The 21774-nt window shown below is 58.7% G+C and carries 15 protein-coding genes and 1 pseudogene; 15 read left to right on the forward strand and 1 reads right to left on the reverse strand.

Annotated elements, in window-relative coordinates:
- Nucleotides 1-380: 380 nt before the first annotated feature.
- From EAV92_RS23270 to EAV92_RS23315, 10 genes and pseudogenes are all read left to right on the forward strand, one after another.
- Nucleotides 381-2432, forward strand: coding sequence for an alpha-glucuronidase family glycosyl hydrolase (locus tag EAV92_RS23270; protein ID WP_123043292.1), 2052 nt, complete (start codon nucleotides 381-383; stop codon nucleotides 2430-2432).
- A gap of 17 nt (nucleotides 2433-2449) precedes the next feature.
- Nucleotides 2450-2548 (forward strand): annotated as a pseudogene (locus EAV92_RS23275) (carbohydrate ABC transporter permease); the annotation flags it as partial.
- A gap of 42 nt (nucleotides 2549-2590) precedes the next feature.
- Nucleotides 2591-4708, forward strand: coding sequence for a glycoside hydrolase family 52 protein (locus tag EAV92_RS23280; RefSeq protein ID WP_123043293.1), 2118 nt, complete (start codon nucleotides 2591-2593; stop codon nucleotides 4706-4708).
- Between the two features lie 15 nt (nucleotides 4709-4723).
- Nucleotides 4724-5710 carry an aldo/keto reductase gene (locus EAV92_RS23285; RefSeq protein WP_123043294.1) on the forward strand — a complete coding sequence of 329 codons (987 nt, stop codon included), beginning with the start codon at nucleotides 4724-4726 and terminating at the stop codon, nucleotides 5708-5710.
- A 153-nt stretch (nucleotides 5711-5863) separates the two neighbouring features.
- A complete protein-coding gene (locus tag EAV92_RS23290; RefSeq protein ID WP_123043295.1) occupies nucleotides 5864-6874 on the forward strand; it encodes a LacI family DNA-binding transcriptional regulator in 1011 nt (336 codons plus the stop codon).
- Between the two features lie 85 nt (nucleotides 6875-6959).
- Nucleotides 6960-7898, forward strand: a complete 939-nt coding sequence (locus tag EAV92_RS23295; protein ID WP_241158368.1) for an ABC transporter permease — start codon at nucleotides 6960-6962, stop codon at nucleotides 7896-7898.
- Between the two features lie 15 nt (nucleotides 7899-7913).
- Nucleotides 7914-8798 (forward strand): carbohydrate ABC transporter permease, encoded by an 885-nt coding sequence (locus tag EAV92_RS23300; protein ID WP_123043296.1) that lies wholly within the window; start codon nucleotides 7914-7916, stop codon nucleotides 8796-8798.
- Nucleotides 8799-8917: 119 nt separating this feature from the next.
- Nucleotides 8918-10594 carry an extracellular solute-binding protein gene (locus EAV92_RS23305; protein ID WP_123043297.1) on the forward strand — a complete coding sequence of 559 codons (1677 nt, stop codon included), beginning with the start codon at nucleotides 8918-8920 and terminating at the stop codon, nucleotides 10592-10594.
- Nucleotides 10595-10673: 79 nt separating this feature from the next.
- Complete coding sequence (locus EAV92_RS23310; RefSeq protein ID WP_123043298.1) at nucleotides 10674-12959, forward strand: LamG-like jellyroll fold domain-containing protein; 2286 nt, start codon at nucleotides 10674-10676, stop codon at nucleotides 12957-12959.
- 14 nt (nucleotides 12960-12973) lie between these two features.
- Entirely contained in the window at nucleotides 12974-14464 is a 1491-nt protein-coding gene (locus EAV92_RS23315; protein ID WP_241158369.1) for a glycoside hydrolase family 32 protein, read from the forward strand.
- A gap of 54 nt (nucleotides 14465-14518) precedes the next feature.
- On the opposite strand, the gene EAV92_RS23320 is transcribed toward EAV92_RS23315, so the two are convergent.
- Nucleotides 14519-15748: a carbohydrate kinase family protein gene (locus tag EAV92_RS23320; protein ID WP_123043300.1), complete on the reverse strand. Its 1230-nt coding sequence runs from the start codon at nucleotides 15746-15748 to the stop codon at nucleotides 14519-14521.
- Nucleotides 15749-16006: 258 nt separating this feature from the next.
- Between EAV92_RS23320 and EAV92_RS23325 the strand changes: the two genes are divergently transcribed.
- The 5 genes from EAV92_RS23325 (at nucleotide 16007) to EAV92_RS23345 (ending at nucleotide 21752) form a co-directional block, all read left to right on the forward strand.
- Nucleotides 16007-16786 carry a DeoR/GlpR family DNA-binding transcription regulator gene (locus tag EAV92_RS23325; protein ID WP_123043301.1) on the forward strand — a complete coding sequence of 260 codons (780 nt, stop codon included), beginning with the start codon at nucleotides 16007-16009 and terminating at the stop codon, nucleotides 16784-16786.
- A 38-nt stretch (nucleotides 16787-16824) separates the two neighbouring features.
- A complete protein-coding gene (locus EAV92_RS23330; protein WP_123043302.1) occupies nucleotides 16825-17793 on the forward strand; it encodes a PfkB family carbohydrate kinase in 969 nt (322 codons plus the stop codon).
- 340 nt (nucleotides 17794-18133) lie between these two features.
- Nucleotides 18134-19138, forward strand: coding sequence for an ABC transporter substrate-binding protein (locus EAV92_RS23335; RefSeq protein ID WP_123043303.1), 1005 nt, complete (start codon nucleotides 18134-18136; stop codon nucleotides 19136-19138).
- Nucleotides 19139-19211: 73 nt separating this feature from the next.
- Nucleotides 19212-20780 carry a sugar ABC transporter ATP-binding protein gene (locus tag EAV92_RS23340; RefSeq protein WP_123043304.1) on the forward strand — a complete coding sequence of 523 codons (1569 nt, stop codon included), beginning with the start codon at nucleotides 19212-19214 and terminating at the stop codon, nucleotides 20778-20780.
- Nucleotides 20781-21752 (forward strand): ABC transporter permease, encoded by a 972-nt coding sequence (locus EAV92_RS23345; protein ID WP_123043305.1) that lies wholly within the window; start codon nucleotides 20781-20783, stop codon nucleotides 21750-21752. It abuts the gene before it with no gap.
- The last annotated feature ends 22 nt before the right edge of the window (nucleotides 21753-21774 follow it).

A 21774-nucleotide genomic window follows, 5' to 3' on the forward strand; every position in this document is an offset into this window, starting at 1 on the left:
GCCGTAACCGGGAAAAACCGGTTAGAAGGCTTCAAACCTCCTATTGTAGTCATTGTAACCCGGAAAAACCCGGTTAGAACGCCGCAAACCTCGCCCACGGCCACTGTAACCGGGAAAAACCCGGTTAGAACTCTTCAAACCCGGCTCGCTGTTGCTGTAACCCGGAAAAACCCGGTTAGAACGCGGCAAACCCGGCCCGCTGCCACTGTAACCGGGAAAAATCCGGTTACAGCAAATTTAGTTTTACCAAGACTCGCTACTCTCCCCAGCGCCAAACATATAAGTTTTTCAAAGTAACGCCTTTCGTTTGTTTGTTTTTTTCGCTTTACCGATCCCGTAGGCTAATAGGAAGAGCCGCATTACGGGAGGTTGACAGCGCGATGAATCCGGTTTCGACGGACAGCGGCTATGCTTGTTGGCTGCGTTACGAATACATTGAAAACGCTTCCCTGCGTGAAAGTTACTTATCAAGCTGTTCGTGTTACTCCCTTCTGGGAGATTCCTTCATCCTCATGAACGCCCGGAAGCAACTGGCCGAGGCGTTATCCTCCATGCTCGGGAGAGTGCCGACGGAGAGCGACACAGGCGGCATTATCGCCGGAACGATCGACAGTTCGACCGAACTACGGCAAATAACCGCTCAATATGATTTCGATGAGCTGGGTGAAGAGGGCTACGTCATCCACTCAGAGACGGAGGGGCCGATTTACCTGGCCGCCGCCTCCGACAAGGGTGTTCTTTACGCGGTCTTTCATTTACTGAGGTTGCTCCAACTGGGAGCCAACGTCCGCAATATCCACATCGGCGAAAAACCGGCAAACGCGCTGCGCATGATCAACCACTGGGACAACATGGACGGTTCCGTCGAGCGGGGATATGCGGGGCGGAGCATTTTTTACCGCGATAACGGCTTCATACCGCACACGGATCGCCTCGAAGACTATGCGCGGCTGCTCGCTTCCGTGGGCATCAACGCGATAACGATTAACAATGTGAACGTTCATCCGCGGGAAACGGAGCTGATCACGGCTGGGCTTCTTCCCGATGTTGCAAAAGTCGCAGATCTCTTCCGCGGCTACGGCATCCGGCTGTATTTGAGCATCAATTTCGCTGCGCCCATCGAGATCGGAGGACTGGAGACGGCCGATCCGCTGGACCCCAACGTCGCCGCTTGGTGGCGGGATAAGGCAAAGGAAATCTACGATTACGTGCCGGACTTCGGCGGCTTTCTGGTCAAAGCCGACTCCGAGTTCCGGCCGGGCCCGTTCACCTACGGCAGAAACCACGCGGACGGCGCCAATATGCTGGCGGACGCGTTAGCACCGTACGGCGGCGAGGTCATTTGGCGCTGCTTCGTCTACAACTGCCTGCAGGACTGGCGCGATCGCTCGACGGATCGGGCCAAAGCCGCATATGACCATTTTAAGCCGCTCGACGGACAATTCCGGGATAACGTGTTGCTGCAGATCAAAAACGGGCCGATGGACTTCCAGGTCCGGGAGCCCGTATCCCCGCTATTCGGCGGGTTGAAGGCAACCAGCACTCTACTGGAAGTGCAGATCGCGCAGGAATATACCGGCCAGCAGAGGCACCTCTGCTATCTCGTTCCGCAGTGGAAGGAAGTGCTCGATTTCGATACGTTCGCCCGCGGCGAGGGTTCATCCGTAGCTAAAGCCGCGAGCGGAGCATTGTTCGGCAGAAGCCGCGGCGGCATGGCCGCCGTATCCAATGTGGGGGACGACGCCAACTGGACCGGTCACCTGCTCGCTCAGGCGAATTTGTACGGGTATGGCAGGCTGGCCTGGAGCCCGGCACTAGGCGCCGATGAAATCGCCAAAGAATGGATCATGCAGACTTTCGGCCGCGACCTCACGATAATCAATATCATCCAAAACATGCTCCTCAGCTCTCTGGAAATCTACGAATCTTACACGGCACCGCTCGGCGTCGGCTGGATGGTCAATCCCCATCACCATTACGGCCCGAACGTCGACGGCTACGAATATTCCAAGTGGGGCACCTACCATTTCGCGGATCACGAGGGAATCGGCGTCGACCGCACCGCGGGCACCGGTACCGGATATGCCTCACAGTACCATCCGCCCCAATCCGCCAGATACGAATCGCTCGCCGATTGCCCGGATGAGCTGCTGCTGTTCTTCCACCATGTACCGTACACGCATGTGCTGAAGTCCGGCAAAACCGTCATCCAGCATATTTACGACTCCCATTTCGAGGGAGCGGAACAGGCTGCCGATCTGCTCGCCCAGTGGAATTCTCTCGAAGGCCGGATCGACGAAGGGTGCTTCCGCCAAGTGCGCGAGCGGCTCATCCACCAGGAGGAGCACGCCCGGGAATGGCGCGACGTCATCAACACCTACTTCTACCGCAAATCCGGCATTCCCGACGAACGGAGCCGCAAGATTTACTAGCCTTGAAGGGAGGACGCGCCACGCTGATGCTGAGCATTCTGCCGATCCTGCTCGTATTCATCCTGCTCAGCAACAGGATCGTGGAAGGCATCGCCGCCGGATCGGTGAAAGGGTAAGCGCACGAAACCATTCGACTTCAACAAACGGAGGAATGATCCATGAGCCGCAACCGCTTTTACAATGCCCACCATGCGCCGATCGGCGCCTTCGCCAGCTTCACGCTCGGTTTCAAGGGAGCCAAGGGAGGCCTCGGCCTCGAGCTCGGCAAGCCGGCGGACCAGAACGTATACGTCGGATTGGAGTCGGCTTCCCATCCCGGCGTGTATCAGGCGCTCCCCTTCTTCCAGTCGGATGAGGACGAGAGCAGAAGGTACGACGTGGAGAAGGAAGCGGCCGGCGAAGCGGACGGCGCCCCGCGGATCGTGCCCTTCGCCGATTCCGACATTCGCCGGGAGCTGCTGCTCGGCACGGATACTTGGGAAGCCGGGGATCTGACGTTCCGGATCTACTCCCAGGCCCGTTCCGTTCCCGAGCCGTCCTCCGCATCGGAAGCGGAACTGAAGGATACGCTGGTGCCCGCCGTCTTGGCGGAGCTGACGGTCGACAACCGGATTGGAACGAGGTCCCGCCGCGCGTACTTCGGGTACCAAGGCAACGATCCGTATTCCAACATGCGTTTTCTGGACGATACGACCGGCGGTGCCTTGAAAGGGATCGGACAAGGCCGCATGACCGCGATCGCGACCAACGACCCGGAAGTAAGGTCCGCGCTGGGCTTCGGGCTGGACAAAATCCTCGGCGCCAAGCTGGAGGAGAACTGGAAGTTCGCGCTCGGCATGAACGGCGCATTGATCGCGGACGTCCCCGCGGGAGAACGTAAAACGTTCCGGTTCGCCGTTTGCTTCTACCGCGGCGGCGAAGCGACTTCCGGCATCGACACGCGTTATTACTACACGAAGCAGTTTGCGAACATCGACGAGGTCGCGGCTTACGCGTTGTCCCGTTTTGATGAGCTGAAGGAATCTTGCATGCAGGCGGAGCAGCTGCTGGAAGGCGCGAAGCTGAGCGACGACCAGAAGTTCATGCTCCGGCACGCCATCCGCAGCTACTACGGCAGCACCCAGCTGCTGGTCCGCGTGAACGGCGATCCGCTCTGGGTCGTCAACGAAGGCGAGTACCGGATGATGAACACGTTCGACCTGACCGTCGACCAGCTGTTTTACGAGCTGAAAATGAACCCTTGGACGGTCCGAAACGAGCTCGACCTGTTTACGGAAAGATACAGCTACCGGGATACGGTGCGTTTCCCGAACGATCCGACGGAGTATCCCGGCGGGCTGAGCTTTACGCACGACATGGGCGTCGGCAACGTGTTTTCGAGACCGGAGTACTCGTCCTACGAGATGTTCGGCATCGACGATTGCTTCTCGCACATGACGCACGAGCAGCTGGTGAACTGGGTGTTGTGCGCGGCGGTGTATGTCCATCAAACGGGAGACCGGGCGTGGCTCGACCGGAATTTCGGCATCGTGGAGGAATGCTTCCAAAGCATGCTGAACCGCGACCATCCCGATCCGGCCAAGCGCAACGGCCTCATGGCGCTGGACAGCTCCCGTACGATGGGCGGCGCGGAAATCACGACGTACGACAGTCTCGACGTCTCGCTCGGCCAAGCGCGCAATAACATTTACATGGGCGGCAAGTGCTGGGCCGCATACGTCGCGCTGGAGCGGCTGTTCGGCGAGCGCGGGAAGGCGGAACTCGCCCGGGAAGCCGGCCAGCAGGCGGAACGGTGCGCGGCGACGATCGCGGCCCAGCTGACGGACCAAGGATATATTCCGGCGGTCATCGGGGAGGGCAACGATTCCCGCATCATTCCCGCCATCGAGGGACTCGTGTTCCCTTACGCGACGGGATGCGAGGAGGCGCTTGACCGGGAGGGGCGGTTCGTCGGATACTTGAAGTCGTTAAGCACCCACTTGGCGACGGTGCTCGTGCCCGGCGTGTGCTTGTTCGCGGACGGCGGCTGGAAGCTGTCCTCCACGAGCAACAACTCCTGGCTCAGCAAAATCTACTTGTGCCAATTCATCGCCCGCCGCATCATGGGCCTGGAGTGGATCGACGCAGGCCGCGCGGCGGATGCGGCGCACGTGGAATGGCTGACCCATCCGGAGTTGTCTTATTGGAGCTGGAGCGACCAGATCCTCGCGGGAGAAATCATCGGGAGCAAATATTATCCGCGCGGCGTCACGAGCATTTTGTGGCTGGAGGAGTAAAGGAGAGATCGGACAATGGAATACCGGGAACTCGGCAGAACCGGTTTGAAAGTGAGCGAAATCAGCTTCGGAACGTGGGCCATCGGCGGCTCATGGGGTCAGACGGACGAGGGGGAATCGCTTCGGGCGCTGGCCAAAGCGATCGACGAAGGCGTCAATTTCTTCGATACGGCGGACGTCTACGGGGACGGCAGAAGCGAGCGGCTGCTCGCCAAAGCGACGAAAGGCATGGAGGATAAAATCCACGTCGCCACGAAATTTTGCCGTGCCGGCGACATTCACGATCCGCAAACCTACTCCTACGAGAAGGTAAACGCGTGGTGCGAAGCGAGCCTGCGGAGGCTGGAACGGGAGACGATCGACCTGTACCAGATCCACTGCCCGCCTCTCGCGATCCTGCAGGACGGCTCCGTTTTTGACGTTCTGGATCGGCTGCAGCGGGAAGGCAAGATCCGCGCTTACGGAGTCAGCGTGGAATCGGTGGAAGAAGGGCTTCTGTGCCTGGAGAGGCCGGGCGTTCAAGCGCTGCAAATCATTTTCAACATTTTCCGTCAGAAGCCGATCGAACGGCTGCTTCCGGAAGCGGCGCGCACGAAGACGGGTTTGCTCGTCCGCCTTCCGCTCGCAAGCGGTCTGCTGACCGGCAAATTCAAAGCCGGATCCGCATTCGAGGCCGACGACCATCGTAACTTTAACCGGGACGGCCAGCAGTTCAACGTCGGCGAAACGTTCGCTGGCCTTCCGTTCGAGAAAGGCGTCGAGCTTTCGCAAGAGCTGGCTTGGATCGCACGGGAGCGGGGAGGCAGCATGACGCACGCCGCGTTGCGCTGGATACTCGATTTCCCCGAGATCACGTGCGCGATTCCGGGCTTCAAAAACGTCCGGCAAGTCGAAGACAATCTGGCTTCTCTTGGCGTCCCGTCGTTTTCGGAAGCGGAGCGCGCGCGGCTGCGCGAGTTTTACGCCGCGCAGGTACACGAGCATATTCGCGGATCTTATTGATAGCACAGCAACACTACAGCCGGCCCCGAAGAGATTCCGCGGCCGGTTTTTTTATCTTTGTAAGCGCCTCAAAAAAAGGATTGACAGTGGGCGAAGGTGAACAATAAAATAAAGAAAACGGTTACGTAAACGTTTTTCTGAGGAGACTACGCCATGAGACCAGGAATCAAACAGGTTGCGGAACTGGCGCAGGTTTCCATCGCGACGGTCTCGCATGTCATCAACAACACGAGATACGTCTCCAACGAGATCAAACAGAAAGTATACAGCGCGATGGAACAGCTGGACTACCGGCCCAACGCGGTCGCGCAAAGCTTGCGCAGCCAGAAATCGAATACGATCGGGCTGATCGTCCCGATCCTTCCTTCCGACACCTCCAATTTCTTCTTCATGACCGTGGCGCAGGGCATCCAAAGCACGCTGAAGAAGCACGGCTACCAGATGCTGCTGAGCAACAACACGACGGAGGAGCTGGAAGAGGAGAAGGAACAGATCAAGCTGTTCAACTCCAAACTCATCGACGGCCTGATCATCGCCTCGATCGCCGAAGACGTCGGATATTTGAACGATATCGTCCGTTCACGGTACCCGGTCGTCTTTATCGACCGCAAGCCGGAAGGCTACAACGGCGACCACGTGGTGGCCGACGGATACGGCGGATCCTTCAACGCCGTCAAGCTGCTGGCGGAGAAAGGGCATCGGCGGATCGGCTTCGTCACCGGAACGCTCGGGATTTCGACGAGTAACGAGAGGCTGGAAGGCTACAAGAAAGCTCTTGCCGAGCAAGGGCTTCCTTATGACCCGTCGCTCGTGAAAGTCGCTTCGCCCAGCTTCGAGAGCGGATACGAATGCGCGGAGCGGCTGCTCGCCGAAGGCGGCATCACCGCGTTGTTTATCGCGAACAACGTGCTCACGATGGGCGTCATGGGCTGCCTGCAGGAGAAGAAGATCCGCATTCCGGAAGATCTCGCGGTGGTGGGGTTCGACGATTACGATTGGACCAAGATCACGACGCCGCCGCTTACCGTGATCCGGCAGCCTTCCTTCGAGATCGGCGAGAAGGCCGCGGAGGCGATGATCAAGCGGATCGAAGAGGGCCAAGACAACCCGGAATTCCGGGAATACCGCCTGCCGACGCAATTGGTCTTGAGGGGCTCTTGCTGATGCGGGAGCGACCCTTTTGCCGCCCTTCAGAAAAACGTTTACGCAAACGTTTAAACCAAAAATCAACCGGGGAGAGAACATGCCCATGACAGCCAGGAACCGACGCGGCTCGCCGGCTTTGCACGCCCGGCTCAAAAACATCCGGAACAATTACGAGCTGTATTTCCTGATTTTGTTTCCGGTCGCCTACTTCGCGATTTTTAAATATTGGCCGATGTACGGCGTCCAAATCGCGTTCAAGGACTTCAGCGCGTCCCAAGGGATTTGGGGCAGCCCCTGGATCGGATTCGACAACTTCCAACGGTTTTTCGATTCCTACAACTTCACGGAAATCATCCGCAACACCGTGTATCTGAGCCTGCTGAACCTGGCGATCGCGTTCCCGGTGCCCATCGCCGTCGCGGTGTTCCTGAACCAGCTTAGGCGGGAGAAGCTGAAACGGTTCATCCAGACGACCATCTATGCGCCGTACTTCATCTCCACGGTCGTCCTCGTCGGCATGATGTTCGTGTTCCTGTCACCTTCCAGCGGGCTCGTGAACCAAATCATCCGGCTGTTCGGCGGCCAGCCCGTCCTGTTCATGGGCGAGTCGGGCTGGTTCCGGCCCTTGTACATTCTCTCCACCGTCTGGCAGGAAACGGGATTCGCGTCGGTCGTGTACCTGGCGGCTCTCACCGGCATCGATCCCCATTTGCACGAAGCAGCCGTCGTGGACGGCGCCAGCAAATGGCAGCGGATCCGCAACATCGACCTGCCGGGCATCGCGCCGACGATCGTCGTCCTGTTCATTCTCGCGGTCGGCAACTTGATGAACGTCGGTTTCGAGAAGGCGTTCCTCATGCAGACGGACCTGAACGTCGACGTCTCCGAAATCATACCGACCTACGTATACAAGATCGGCATCCAGCGGGCGGAGTACAGCTTCTCCGCGGCGATCGGCCTGTTCAACGCGGTCATCAATCTCGTGCTGCTCCTGTTCGTCAACAAGGCGGCCAAAAAAATCAGCGGGAACGGACTGTTCTAGAGAGGAGAGCTTCAGATGAGAAACCGCAGAACGGGATCGGACCTCGCGTTCGACCTCGTCAGTTACGCCACGCTCGGCCTTTTCACGCTGCTGATTTTGTATCCGCTCTATTTCATCGTCATCGCCTCGGTCAGCGACCCGAACGGCATTTTCAACGGCGAAGTCTGGCTGTGGCCCAAAGATCTCACGTTCGACGGCTACCGGAGGATTTTCAGCGAACCGACGATCTGGACCGGTTACCGGAACTCGGTATTCTACGCGATCGTCAGCGCCTTCGTCAGCGCGGCGCTCGTCATCATGGCGGCCTACCCGCTGTCGAGGAAAGATTTTTTCGGCCGGAACGCGTTCATGACCTTCTTCGTCCTCACGCTGTTTTTCAACGGCGGCATCATTCCGTCCTACCTGCTCATGAAACAGCTGCATCTGATCGACACGATGTGGGCCGTCGTGCTTCCCGGAGCGGTGGACGCCTTTCTCATCATCATCGCGAAAACGTTTTTCCAGGAACTTCCGGATGAGCTCCGGGAAGCCGCCGCGATCGATGGCTGTCGGAACATCCGCTACTTGTGGAGCATCGTGCTGCCCGTCTCCAAGCCCATTCTCGCGGTCCTCGTGCTGTTTGCGGTCGTGCGCCAATGGAACGGATTTTTCGATGCGCTGATTTATTTGAGCGACGCCCACAAGTTCCCGTTGCAGCTGGTGCTGCGGAACATTCTGATCCAGAACCAGCCTTCCGGCAACCTGGTCAACGATATCGATACGCTGCTGGCGAAGCAGCGGGTCACCGAGCTGATCAAGTTCGGCGTCATCATCGTCGCGGCGCTGCCGCTGCTGGTACTGTACCCGTTCCTTCAACGCTATTTCGTCAAAGGCGTCATGATCGGTTCGATTAAGGGGTAAGCGTGAGCCTGAGTTCATTCTGCAAGGAGGTGGTGCCGCGGCGACGGCTTGGTTTTGGCATCGAAGTCTATGCAAAGAAAGGCAATGAGGCTTGTCATTCCAAGGGAGGTTCATCGGAAATGCATAAGAAAGTGTCCACTCTTCTGGCGCTCGTCGTCGCGACGGCGCTCACGCTAAGCGCCTGCAGCGGCGGCAAAAACGAGGAAAATTCGGCTTCTCCGTCCACCGGCGCTTCTTCGGCCGGCAGCAGCGCATCGGCGTCCCCGAGCGGCGACGGCGGCGCGGCGTCTTTCCCGCTGAAACAGAAGATCACGCTGAAAGCCGTATCCCCGAGGCCGGCGCTCGCGCCCAGCGATTTCAACGAACTCGAGATCGCCAAAAAAATAGAAGCCGCGACGAATGTGCATATCGAGTGGGAGACGATCGTCGACACCGATTACCAGGAGAAAAAGAACCTGCTGATCGCCAGCGGCAGCCTGCCGGATTTCTTCTATGGCGCGGGATTCTCCGACGCCGAACTGATGAAATACGGCAAAGACGGCACCATCATCCCGCTTAACGACCTCATCGATAAACATATGCCGAACCTGAAGGCGCTTTTCGACAAGCGGCCGGACTTGAAAGCGCTCGTCACCGCCCCGGACGGCAACATCTACTCATTGCCGAGCGGCGAAGAGCTCGGCACGGGCCAAGAGACGATCGGCTCCAACCCGGATTTCCTGTACATCAACCAAGACTGGCTGGATAAGCTGAAGCTTTCCATGCCGACGACGATCGAAGAGTACCACAACGTCCTCAAGGCGTTCAAAACGCAGGACCCCAACGGCAACGGCAAAGCCGACGAAATCCCGCTGACGTTCATGAACGCGTTCTGGACGGGGGACATCGGCTATCTGTTCGGCGCCTTCGGCATGCCGGACAAAACCTATCAGCCGGGCAACAACGCCTACGCCGAGCACCTGAACGTGGACAACGGCAAAGTATCGTACGCCGCCGTCCAGCCCCAGTTCAAGCAAGCGCTGGCCTATTTCCATCAATGGTTCGAGGAAGGCTTGGTCGACAAGGAGTCCCTCACGCAGGACGTCACGCAATATTTCGCCAAAGGCAAAAGCGATCCGGAAACGCTCGGCTCGTTCCTGTGGTGGGACCATACGGACGTCGTCGCCGACCGCGACAAGCATTATCCGATCGTGCCGCCGTTCAAGGACATGGTCGTCAAATTCAACAACGGCGGCTCGGGCGTCGGACGCGGCGGTTCCGTCATCACGAAGGACGACAAAAATCCGGAGCTGACGGCGCAATGGCTGGACTACCTGTATGAGCCGCACACGGCGGCCGAAGTCCGTTGGGGTCCGGTCGGCGTCTGGTTCGACCAGGACGCGAGCGGCAAACTCGTGCAGAAATCCGACCTGCAGAATCCGGGCGAATTCCGCCAGAAAGTGCAGCTTGGGCCGAGCGCGGCCGGCGTCATTACCGGCGAAGATTTCCAAAAGGTCGTCGCTCCGGAAGCGCGCGCCCAGCAGCGGATGGACGACATCAAGAACATTTTCGTTCCGCAGATGCAGAAGGAGAAGTTCCCGGACATTTTCTTCACCGAAGACGAGCTCAAAAAGATCGAACAGCTTAAGCCGGACATTCAGACGTTCACCGACTCCCAGCGCGCGAAATTCCTGTTGAACGGCGTTACGGACGGCGAATGGGATCAGTACGTGGATAAATTGAAGAAAATGGGTCTCGACGATTTGCTGAAGATTTACCAAGACGGTTACGACCGTTATATGGCCGCGCAAAAATAATAGGGTTGGACACAAGCCGGAACGGCTTTTCCGTTCTGGCTTGTCACCTATCGGGAACGCGGTTTTCGGAGGGATTCGCTTGTCAGAATTATGGACCGATTGGAACGGGTCCCTGCTCGCGGCGTGGTCATTCGACGAAGGAAGCGGGCATTTCGTCTGGGACGCGGCGGGCAGCCGCCGCGACGAAATCGAACACGCACAGCGCAAGGGCAGGTTCCAGCCGTCTCAGGACCCGCCTTGGGGGAAGGGCATCTCCGGATCGGCTTTGTCATTCGACGGGTATTCGACGTATATCCGCCGTTCCGCGGCCGACATCCGTCAGCCTTCCGAGGGTTTAACGATTTCGGCGTGGGTCGCTCCCAGAACGCACGAGTACGGCATGGAAAAACGATTGGCTGCGATCATCAGCCGGCATGATAGGGAAAAAGCGGAAGGTTACGTCTTCGGCGTGACGCGGAACGGGGAATGGTCGCTGCAGCTGGGCCTCGGCGGCGAATGGGCCGAACTCAGCACGCGCGAACCCGCGCTGCCCCTGCAGGAATGGTCATACCTGGCCGCGACGTTCGACGGAACGGCCATGAAGCTGTATTTGAACGGTGAACTTGCGGCTTCGAAAATCGTCGCGGCGGGTTCCGTCATCGCCCCTTCGTCGGAGGATTTGACGGTGGGCCGCAACAACCGCGGCGCCGTGCTGGTCGAACCGTTCGTAATGAACCACTTCAGCGGCTATATCGACGAGCTCGCGATATTGGACCGGGCACTCTCTGCGCAAGAGATTACGAGGTATTACGAGAGGTGCCTGGAACCGCACGGGGGTAAGCGTCCGGCCGTAGAACCGGCGGATTTCGGGGTGGGCCGGGAGAGATTCGCATCGGACTGCCACCGTCCGCAGTATCATCTGAGTGCTCCCTCGCATTGGATGAACGAGCCGCACGCGCCGATCTATTTTAACGGACTGTACCATCTGTTTTACCAATACAACCCGCAGGGGCCTTTTTGGCATTACATTCACTGGGGGCATTGGGTGAGCGAGGACCTTGTCCATTGGAGGGACCTCCCGCCGGCGCTGAGACCGGACGCGATATTGGATCCCGAAGGGGTATGGTCGGGGAGCGCATGCCTGGACGAGGAAGGGTATCCGGCTTTGTTTTTCACGGCCGGCAACAATGCCTGGAGGCCGAACCAGGCGGTGGGCTTGGCACGGAGCACGTATCCGCATGACGGGGATAACGATCTCGTGCATTGGATCAAACACCCGGAGCCGATCGTCATGCAAAGCGCGGAAGCCAATTGGCTGCCCGAATTCCGCGACCCGTTCGTCTGGCGGGAACGGGGAGAATGGTTCATGCTCGTCGGCACGGGAATTCCGGACAAGGGCGGCACGGCCGCAGTTTACCATTCTCCGGACATGAAGGAATGGTCGTGCAAAGGCTGCCTGTACTTGAGCGACTACGGAGAATACCCGGAACTCGGGACCGCTTGGGAGCTTCCGGTGCTGCTTCCGCTGCCGCGGGCGGACGGCCGTGCGTCCGGCAAGCACGTCCTGCTGATCAGCCCCTGGGGGCCGGGCGCCGAAGTCGAAGTCGTGTACTGGATCGGAAGTTGGGATCCGGATCGCTGCCGTTTCGTGCCGGACCGCGAGGAGCCGGAGATCATCGACGTCGGGGATTTCCATTTTACGGGCCCAAGCGGCATGGTCGATCCGAAGACTGGACGGTCTCTGCTGTTCACGATCGCGCAAGGCGAACGGACGCCGGAGATCGATTACGATTGCGGCTGGTCGCATGGCGCGGGTATGCCCGTGTCGGTGACGCTGAGGGACGACGGCCGCCTCGGCATCGAGCCGATCGGGGAAATCGCCCGATTGCGGGGCCGCAAGCTGTTCGAGGCGTCCGGCCTCGGCATGGAGGACATCAATGCCGGCCTGTCCGGCGTTCAAGGCGACATGCTGGAAATCGGCGTGTCTTTCGAGCAAGCGGACGCCGTTAGATATGGACTTTCCTTGAGGCGGACGCCGGACGGCGAAGAGGAGACGGTGCTGTATTACGACCGGGAGGCCGGCGCTCTCATGGTCAACAGGGAGCGCACGACGCTGGACCCGGCCGAACGGACCCGGGGAATTCAGGGAGGCCCGCTGGTTTTGGCGAAGGGCGAAAAGTTCCGGCTGCGCGTTTTCGTGGACCGGTCGCTGATCGAGGGTTACGCCAACGGGGTGCGAAGCCTCACGACGAGGGCTTACCCTTCCCGATCGGATGCCTTGGGGCTCCGATTATGGGCGGACGGGGAAGTTCGGGAGGCGTCGATCGAGGTGTGGGAGATGATGCCCGCCTTCGAAACCGGAAAATCCGGAAGTCAGAAGAAGTAGGGGAGAAGATGGACTTGCTGAACACTTTAACATATGACGAAACCTACCGGCCTCAATTCCACTATTCTCCGCCGGCCCAATGGATGAACGATCCGAACGGAATGGTGTATTACGAAGGGGAGTACCATCTGTTTTACCAGCACCATCCCGGAAGCACGGTCTGGGGACCGATGCATTGGGGGCATGCGGTCAGCAAGGATCTCGTCCGTTGGGAACAGCATCCCATCGCCTTGCGGCCCGACCGTAACGGAACCGTGTTTTCCGGAAGCGCCGTCGTCGATTGGAAGGACAGCAGCGGCTTTTTCGGGGGCGGTACGGGATTGGTCGCGATTTTCACGCAGGACGATTCCGACCCCGAGACGGGCGAGTCTCGCCAGCGGCAGAGCCTGGCGTACAGCAAGGACAAAGGAAGAACGTGGGCCATGTTCGCCGGCAATCCGGTGTTGACGGACGCCCGCTTTACGGACTTCCGGGATCCGAAAGTGTTCTGGGATGAGCGGAGAGGGAGATGGGCGATGGCGATCGCGGCGGGCGACCGCATCGCGTTCTATACTTCGCCGGATTTGAAGGAATGGACTTTCCGCAGCGAATTCGGGCAGACGGAAGGATCGCACGATGGGGTATGGGAATGCCCCGACCTGTTCGAGCTGCCGGTCGACGGCGACGAGAGGCGCCGCAAGTGGGTGCTGATCGTCAGCATCGGCGACAATCCGGACGAACCGGCCGGTTCGAGGACGCAGTACTTCGTCGGATCGTTCGACGGCGACAAGTTCGTGAACGAGAACGACGGGGATTCGGTTTTATGGCTGGATCATGGACGCGACAATTATGCGGCGGTGACGTGGTCGGACGTGCCGGGCGACGACGGACGCCGGTTATTGATAGGCTGGATGAGCAACTGGAAATACGCGAACCAGACGCCGACGGATGCTTGGAGGGGGGCGCTGACGCTTCCCCGCGTGCTGGAGCTTCGTTCTGGCGCAGCGGGAACGAGGTTGGTCCAGAAACCCGTGGACGATATCGTGACGCTTCGCGAATCGGTACGCGAGCTGCGGGACGTGACGGTGAAGGAAGGCGAAAATCCGCTTGCGGGGCTTGAGGCGGAATGTCTGGAAATCACGGCGGAATTGGAGTTGCGCGGCGCGGAGGAACTCGGCTTCCGCGTGCGGAAATCGGGCGCGGAGGAGACGGTCGTCGGGTACGACGCGAGCACGGGCCGCGTGTTCGTCGACCGGTCGCGTTCCGGGCAAAGCGACTTCCACGAAGGATTCGCCTGCCGGCATGAGGCCGACATTACCGTCCGCGACGGGCGTCTGCGCCTGCAGCTGTTCGTCGACCGGTCTTCCGTGGAGGTTTTCGCGGGCGAAGGCGAGCTCGCCATGACGGACCTCATTTTCCCGAGCGCCGGATCAATGGGATTGGAGTTTTACGCGAAGGGCGGAGAGATCGGAATCGTATCGATGAGCGTATCCGTCATAAAATCCATTTGGCAGGAAGCGCGATAAGGAGAAGGACCGGAGCAGTGCGGCGGTAATGCCGTTTCACTCCGGTCCTTTTTTTCAAGCGGCGCCGAACCCGCCGTCCAGGCTTCCGACCCACAAGCCGAATTCCTCGTCGCGTCGCCAGTCGAAGCCGGGAGAGGCGGTGACGATTCTCGGCCAGCCTGCATCGATTCGCCGCTGGACCGACTCCCAGGGGGGAATCCCGCTCGTCGCGTCCGGATGCTCGGTGCTGCAGGCGCCGACGGCGACCGCGGAGGTCAACGCTTGCCGGGGAGATTGGCCCCTTGCAAGCCCGGCAAGGAAACCCGCGATCGTGCAGTCTCCCGCGCCCGTCGTGCCGGCCACCGCCGTCTCGAAGCATGGAGAGAGCAGCTCGCGCCCGGTCCATTCGGCGTCGTCCAAACCCAGTTTGCTCTTCAGGGGGGCCAGCCGCGAAGTGTCGGACGCCGTCCGCAAATAGAAGCCTTGGTCCCCAAGTTTGATCCCGGCGACTGCGCAACCGTAAGCGATCATTTCTCCCGCCAGTTCACGAACGATCCCCAAGGTTTGCCCCTTCGCCGCGTTGCCGCAGCCATGCGTTCTCTCGAGATCCTCATAGCATTCACGGCGAAGCATGAACAGGATTTCCTCGAAGCTGGGGAGAAACAGATCCGTAAACGGGAGAACCCTTTCCAGAATCGTCCTCCAATCCACCTTACCGGAGGTGGATTGGGGGTCGGGTTTCGACATGTCCAACGACGTGACTGCCCCGGCGCCCTTCGCTTTGCGGAACAGCGCCTCGAGCTCCCGTCCCTGCTCGGCATACATCCTCCGCATGACGGGAGGATAGCCGAAATGGAATATCTTGCAGCCGGACAGCGGGGCTAGAGGAACGTCAGCATCCGTAAACTGGTCGTTAACGCCCGGACCGTGCAGGAACAGACGATCCATGCCTGGTGGGCTCATGACAATCGTATAGGAGGTCGATCCGGAAGCGCTGAGAATCAGGTGGTCGGAGGCGCCCGGCGCCTGACGGTCAAGTAGGTCGCGGATCGCGCGGCCGTGATCGTCGTCCGCGATCCGCGCGAACAGCGAAGCGGTGTGCCCGAGCCGGCGCAAAGCTAGGCCGGTATTGGCCACCGAGCCCCCGGTCGACAAGACGGCCGGACCGACCTCGATCAGTTTGCCGGGCACGAGGGTTGCCGACCAGGAATCCTCGGCTCCCGGGGAAGCTATGAACGCCGGGATGAAATCCAGATTGATGTTTCCAGCGAGCACGAAATCGCAATTTCGTTCAGAAGAAGGCATCGGCCTCAACTCCCGTTATCCAAATCTTGTATTTTCACGGAAAGGCACAGATATTAAGTTAAACGTTTTTCTCGTTGAAGTAAATGTGTTTTTTTCTTGTGTTCACCACGTTGACAGGAAAAAAAGAGAGGCTATAATGAAGTCATAAACGGTCAAAAACGATCACAAACGATATAAAACATTCAAATATAAATCGCAAACGATCATGCGTACAGCAATCGACGCATCGGTGCGTGCGTGTTGATGGAGCGTGGGAATATGTACGAGGCGGAACGCAAAAGAAAGATCATGGAAATCCTGAACGAGACCCTGCGCGTGGACGTGCAAAGCCTGAACCAATGGCTCGGGGTGTCCGAATCCACGATCCGGCGCGATCTGAAGGAACTCGAGGAAGCGAATTTGCTGAAGAGGACGCACGGCGGGGCGATCCTTCCCCAGAACGTCAATTTCGAGCCCACCTTCCTGGAGAAAGAAATCAGCCGGGGGGAAGCCAAGAAAGCCATCGCCGCCAAAGCCGCTGAGCTCGTCCGCGAGGGCGATGTCATCTTGCTCGATTCCGGCACGACAATGCTTTACTTGGCCAAGGAACTTAAGCGCTTTCGCAAGCTCACGGTCGTTACGAACGCGATCCCGGTCGCGCAGGAACTCCATGCTTTCGACGGGATCGAGCTGATCGTGATCGGCGGTTCTCTCCGTAAAGGAATCTGGTCGCTGGTCGGACCGTTCGCGGAACAAATCCTCGGCATGATCCATGTGGATACGGCATTCGTCGGCACGAACGCCATTCACCCCGAAGCGGGCCTCAGCACGCCGAACGTAGACGAAGCCAGCATTAAACGCAAGATGATCGCGAGCGCCAAGAAGACGGTCTTGCTCGCGGACTCCTCCAAAATCGGGGAAGTGAATCTCGTCAAATACGCCGCTCTTTCCGAAATCGATACGTTCGTGACGGACGACGAGGCTTCGGAAGACGGACTGAAAGAATTGGCGGCGAAAGGTTTGAAGATCGAAGCCGTCGTTTGCCGCGGATCCAATTGAACGTTAAGAAAGCCATTTCGACAAATACGAGGTGCCTCATGTACGACGTAGTGGCTCTGGGGGAGCTTTTGATCGATTTCACACCGCAGAAGATGGCGGAAGGAAAGGATTCTTATTTCCAGAAAAATCCCGGCGGCGCGCCGGCCAACGTCCTGGCAGCCTTATCCAAGCAAGGCAGGAAGACGGCCTTTATCGGCAAAGTCGGACGGGACTCGTTCGGCGAATATTTGGCCGGCATCCTTCGGAATAACGGCATTTCGACCGAAGGAATGGTTTTCTCGGAAACGGAGAACACAACCTTGGCGTTCGTCGAACTGAATGATCGGGGAGACCGTACCTTCACTTTCTATCGGAAACCGGGCGCGGATATGATGCTGAAGCCGGAGGAAGTCGATCTCGGTCTGATCGGCAGCGCGAAGATGTTCCATTTCGGCTCGATCTCTTTGACCGACGAGCCTTCCCGCGCGGCGACGCTGCGGGCTTTGGACCATGCCAAAAACCGGGGGCTCGCGATTTCCTACGATCCGAACCTAAGGCTTCCGCTATGGCCGGAGGCTGATACCGCCAAACGGACGATTTTAAGCGTCTTCCCCTATGCGGACATTCTGAAAATATCGGAGGAAGAACTGGCTTTCCTGATCGGGACGGAAGATCTAGAGGAGGGGACCCGGCAAATCGCGGAGACATACGGGACGACGCTGATCTTCGTCACCCGAGGCGAGAGGGGCTGTTATTACAGGGCGGGATCGGTAACGGGAAGCGTGCCGGCTTTCCGCGTGGAAACGGTGGACACGACCGGCGCGGGAGACGCTTTTCTCGGCGGCGTGCTGGGAAGGATTTTGGAAGAGGACATTCCTCTCAAACTTCTCGGCCCAGACAAGCTGGAAGCGATCGCCGCATTCGGCAACGCGATGGGGTCGCTCGCGACCACCCGGCGCGGCGGCATTCCTTCCATTCCGGAAAGGGCCGAAGTCGAAGCGCTGCTGAAAGGCAAGATTCCGATCTGAAGACCGGAATTTTGCAGGGTACGTATGAAAGCGATTACGGTCATTCGGCGAAAGGAGTGATGCCATCGGGAAAATCCATGCAGGTAATGAGAGGTACAAAGGGAGTTGGTCAGACATTCGGAAAGCGATACAGGCAACAAATAAAGAACGAGTGCGAACGACGGCTTAATCCACGGCGAATGGTTGCAGCCCGGTCGTTCACACCCGTATTCCAACCTGCCCAAAAATCTTGTCGATTTTAAAAGCAAGCCTATTTGTATTGTGCAACAAAGGGTTGCGATGTTCAACCCTTACCAGGCATGCGTCACCACCATTATCTAATCGGAGGTCTTTAACCTTTATGAAATCCTATAAACTCGTCGTTCTCATGATGCTCGCGCTGACGCTGGTCCTATCGGCTTGCGGCGGTAAAAAAGAAGAATCCTCCCCGAGCCCGAGCGCTTCCCAAAGCAGCCAACCTGCGGCTTCCGAGTCCGCTAAGCCGAGCGAAGAGCCGGCCAAAAAGCTGAAGATCGGCCTTACCGTCCCGAATCTGTCGAACCCGTTCTTCGTCGCGATGTCCAAAGGCGCGCAGGAAGTCGCCGCCAAATACAACGCCGAAGTCACCGTGGTCGCGGCGGACCAGGATCTGGCAAAGCAAACCCAGCAAATCGAGGACTTCATCACGCAGAAGGTCGACTTGATCCTGCTCAGCCCGTTCGATTCCAAGGGCATCGCGGGCGCGGTACAGCAAGCGAAAGCGGCCAACATTCCGGTCGTCGCTCTGGACGGCAGCGCGGAAGGCGGCATCGACTCCGTCGTGATGACCGATAACGTGGAAGCGGGCCGCCTAGTCGGCGAATACCTGGCCAAGCGCCTGAACGGGAAAGGCAACATCGTCGTCATCGACGGGCCGCCGGTTTCCGCCGTGACGGACCGCATCAAAGGCTTCAACGAAGTGCTGGCCAAATATCCGGACATCAAAGTCGTCGCCAACCAGAACGGCGAAGGCAACCGCGAAAAGGCGCTCACCCTGATGGAAAGCATTCTGCAGGCGAACAAGAAAATCGATGCGGTGTTCTGCATCAACGACGAGGAAGGCGTAGGCGTCAAAATCGCGCAAGAGCAAGCCGGCCGCCAGGACGAGTTCTTCATCGTCGGCGTCGACGGTGCTCCGAGCGCCGCGGACGCGTTGAAAGAGAAGAAAAGCTACGCGGCGACTTCCGCCCAATTCCCGAACCAAATGGCGATCCAAGGCGTCGAGCTGGCGCTGAAAGTGATCAAAGGCGAGAAGGTCGAACCGCAATTCTTGATTCCTCCTCAGTTGATCACGCAAGACAACGTGGATACTTACAAAGGCTGGTAATGGCCTGAATGGCGAGGTGCGGCGTCCCGGTGCGGGCGCCGCTCTTGTCCGATCACGAGGGGGGGTGCCGGAAATGGAAGTTTTACGAGAAAGAAACGCCAAGAGCCCAGAGGAGGCCCAGCCCGCACTGCCGAATCCGGTGATGCGGATGGAGGCGGTCTGTAAGTCGTTTTCCGGCGTCAGGGTGCTGAATAACGTGCATATCGAGCTGCACAGAGGCGAAGTTCATGCCCTCATGGGCGAGAACGGAGCGGGTAAATCGACCCTCATGAAGATCATGGCGGGCGTATACCGGGCGGATTCCGGCACGATCGCTTACAAGGGCCGTCCGGTTCAATGGCATAGCCCCATGGAGGCCAGGGACCAAGGGATCAGCGTCATCCACCAGGAAATCAGCTTATCACCGAACCTGTCCATCGGCGAGAACATTCTGATGGGCACGACATTCCCGAAGAACCGTCTGGGGCTCGTAAAGTGGAGCGAGATCCACGACAAGGCGGCGGCAATTCTGCGTTCGATCGGATCGGACTTGAATCCGCGTTTAAGCGTATCCGCGTTAAGCATAGCCCAGCAGCAAATGGTCGAGATTGCCCGGGCACTGTCCTTCAATTCCGAAATCCTGATCATGGACGAGCCGACGGCGTCTTTAACGGATAAAGAAATCGAAAAGCTGTTCGAAATCATCCGGGATTTGAAAAGAAAAGGCGTAGCCATTGTCTATATATCGCACCGGATGGACGAAATCTTCCGCATTTCAGACCGGTTCAGCGTCTTGCGGGACGGGCAATGGATTGCGAGCGGTCCCATCGCCGAGACGAATCCCGATCATCTGGTCAAGCTGATGGTCGGCCGGGAAATCAAGGAACTGTTCCAGCGTCAGCCAGGCGAAGCGACGGTCCGCTCGGCCGGTGCCGTTCCCGTGCTGGAGCTGAGGGACGTCTCCGACAAGAATGCGGTCAAAGGTGTTTCCCTCAAGCTGTATCCGGGGGAGATCGTGGGCGTCGCCGGGCTCGTGGGAGCCGGACGGACGGAACTGGTCCGCGCAATATTCGGACTTAGCCCGCTCGTGGGGGGCAAGATCTTGATCGACGGGGTGGAGACGCGCATCGCGTCTCCTGCCGACGCGATGCGGCAAGGGATCGCCCATGTTCCCGAGAGCCGGAAGGAACAAGGGTTGTTTCCGAACCTGTCGGTGAAGGAAAACATCCTGATGGCGCAGCTTCGCGTATACAGGCAAGCCGGCCTGCTGAAATACGGCAGGATGAATGAGGACGCCGAAGGCTACATCCGGGACCTCGGCGTGAAGACGGCGACCAAGGAGCAGAACGTGATGGGGCTCAGCGGAGGCAACCAGCAGAAGGTCGTCATCGCCCGATGGCTGTCGATCGCGCCCAAAGTGCTGCTGCTGGACGAACCGACGCGGGGCGTCGATATCGGCGCCAAAACCGAAATCCACAAAATCATCAGCAAGCTTGCCGAGCAAGGGCTGGCGGTGCTCATGATCTCTTCAGAGCTGCCGGAAATCCTGGGCGTAAGCGACCGGATCCTGGTCATGCACGAGGGAAGGATCCGGGCCGAACTGCCCCGTTCGGAAGCGACGCAGGAGAAGATCATGCATTATGCGACCGGGGAGATGAAATAGATGGAGACGACCGTTCAAACGGCGGGACGTACGATTTCGAAACAGAAGTTCATGCTTTACTTCAACCAATTGGGCATGCTGGTGATCCTGATCCTTCTGTGCGCGGTTATGGCGGTGTTTGCTCCTCATTTCACGGATATCAGCAACGTGATCACGGTGCTGAAGCAAATTTCCATTACCGCGATTCTCGCGGCGGGAATGACGATGGTGATTCTGACCGGCGGCATCGACCTTTCGGTCGGTTCCACGATGGCGTTGTCCGGCGTGTTGTCCGTCATGATGACGAACGCGGGAGTGAACCCCGTCCTCGCGATGCTCGGAGGAGCGGCGATCGGCTATGCGGCTGGCGCCGTAAACGGTTATTTCACGGCGTATCCCAAGCTTCCATCGTTCATCGTGACGCTCGGAAGCATGACGTATCTCCGCGGACTGGCTTACGTCATCAGCGGAGGTTATCCGATCGTGCTCTCGAATTCCACGTTCAAATTCGTCGGATCCGGCTATATCGCCGGAATTCCCGCGATGATCTACATCATGGCCATCGTATATATCATCATGTTCTTCGTGCTGAAGTACACGATGTTCGGCAGGCACGTTTACGCCATCGGTGGGAATGAAGAAGCCGCGCGGCTCACGGGAATCAAGGTCAAGCGCGCCCTGCTGAACGTCTATTCCATCAGCGGGCTGCTCGCCGGCATCGCCGGAGTCGTCATGGCGGGCCGCCTGTTCTCGGGGCAGCCGATGATCGGCGTCGGCGCCGAGCTGGACGCGATTGCCGCAGTCGTGCTCGGCGGTACCAGCTTCGTAGGCGGCTTCGGCAAAATACAGGGGACGATCATCGGCGTGCTGATCATCGGCGTTCTCGTGAACGGCCTTACGCTGTTAAACGTCGATTTCTACTGGCAGCAAGTCGTCAAAGGCTTCGTCATCGTGGCTGCGGTCTTGCTGGATCGACTGCGGACCAAAGGCTGACCTCAGGCTGAGGAGGCATTCA

This window comes from Cohnella candidum (assembly GCF_003713065.1).
Taxonomy (GTDB): domain Bacteria; phylum Bacillota; class Bacilli; order Paenibacillales; family Paenibacillaceae; genus Cohnella; species Cohnella candidum.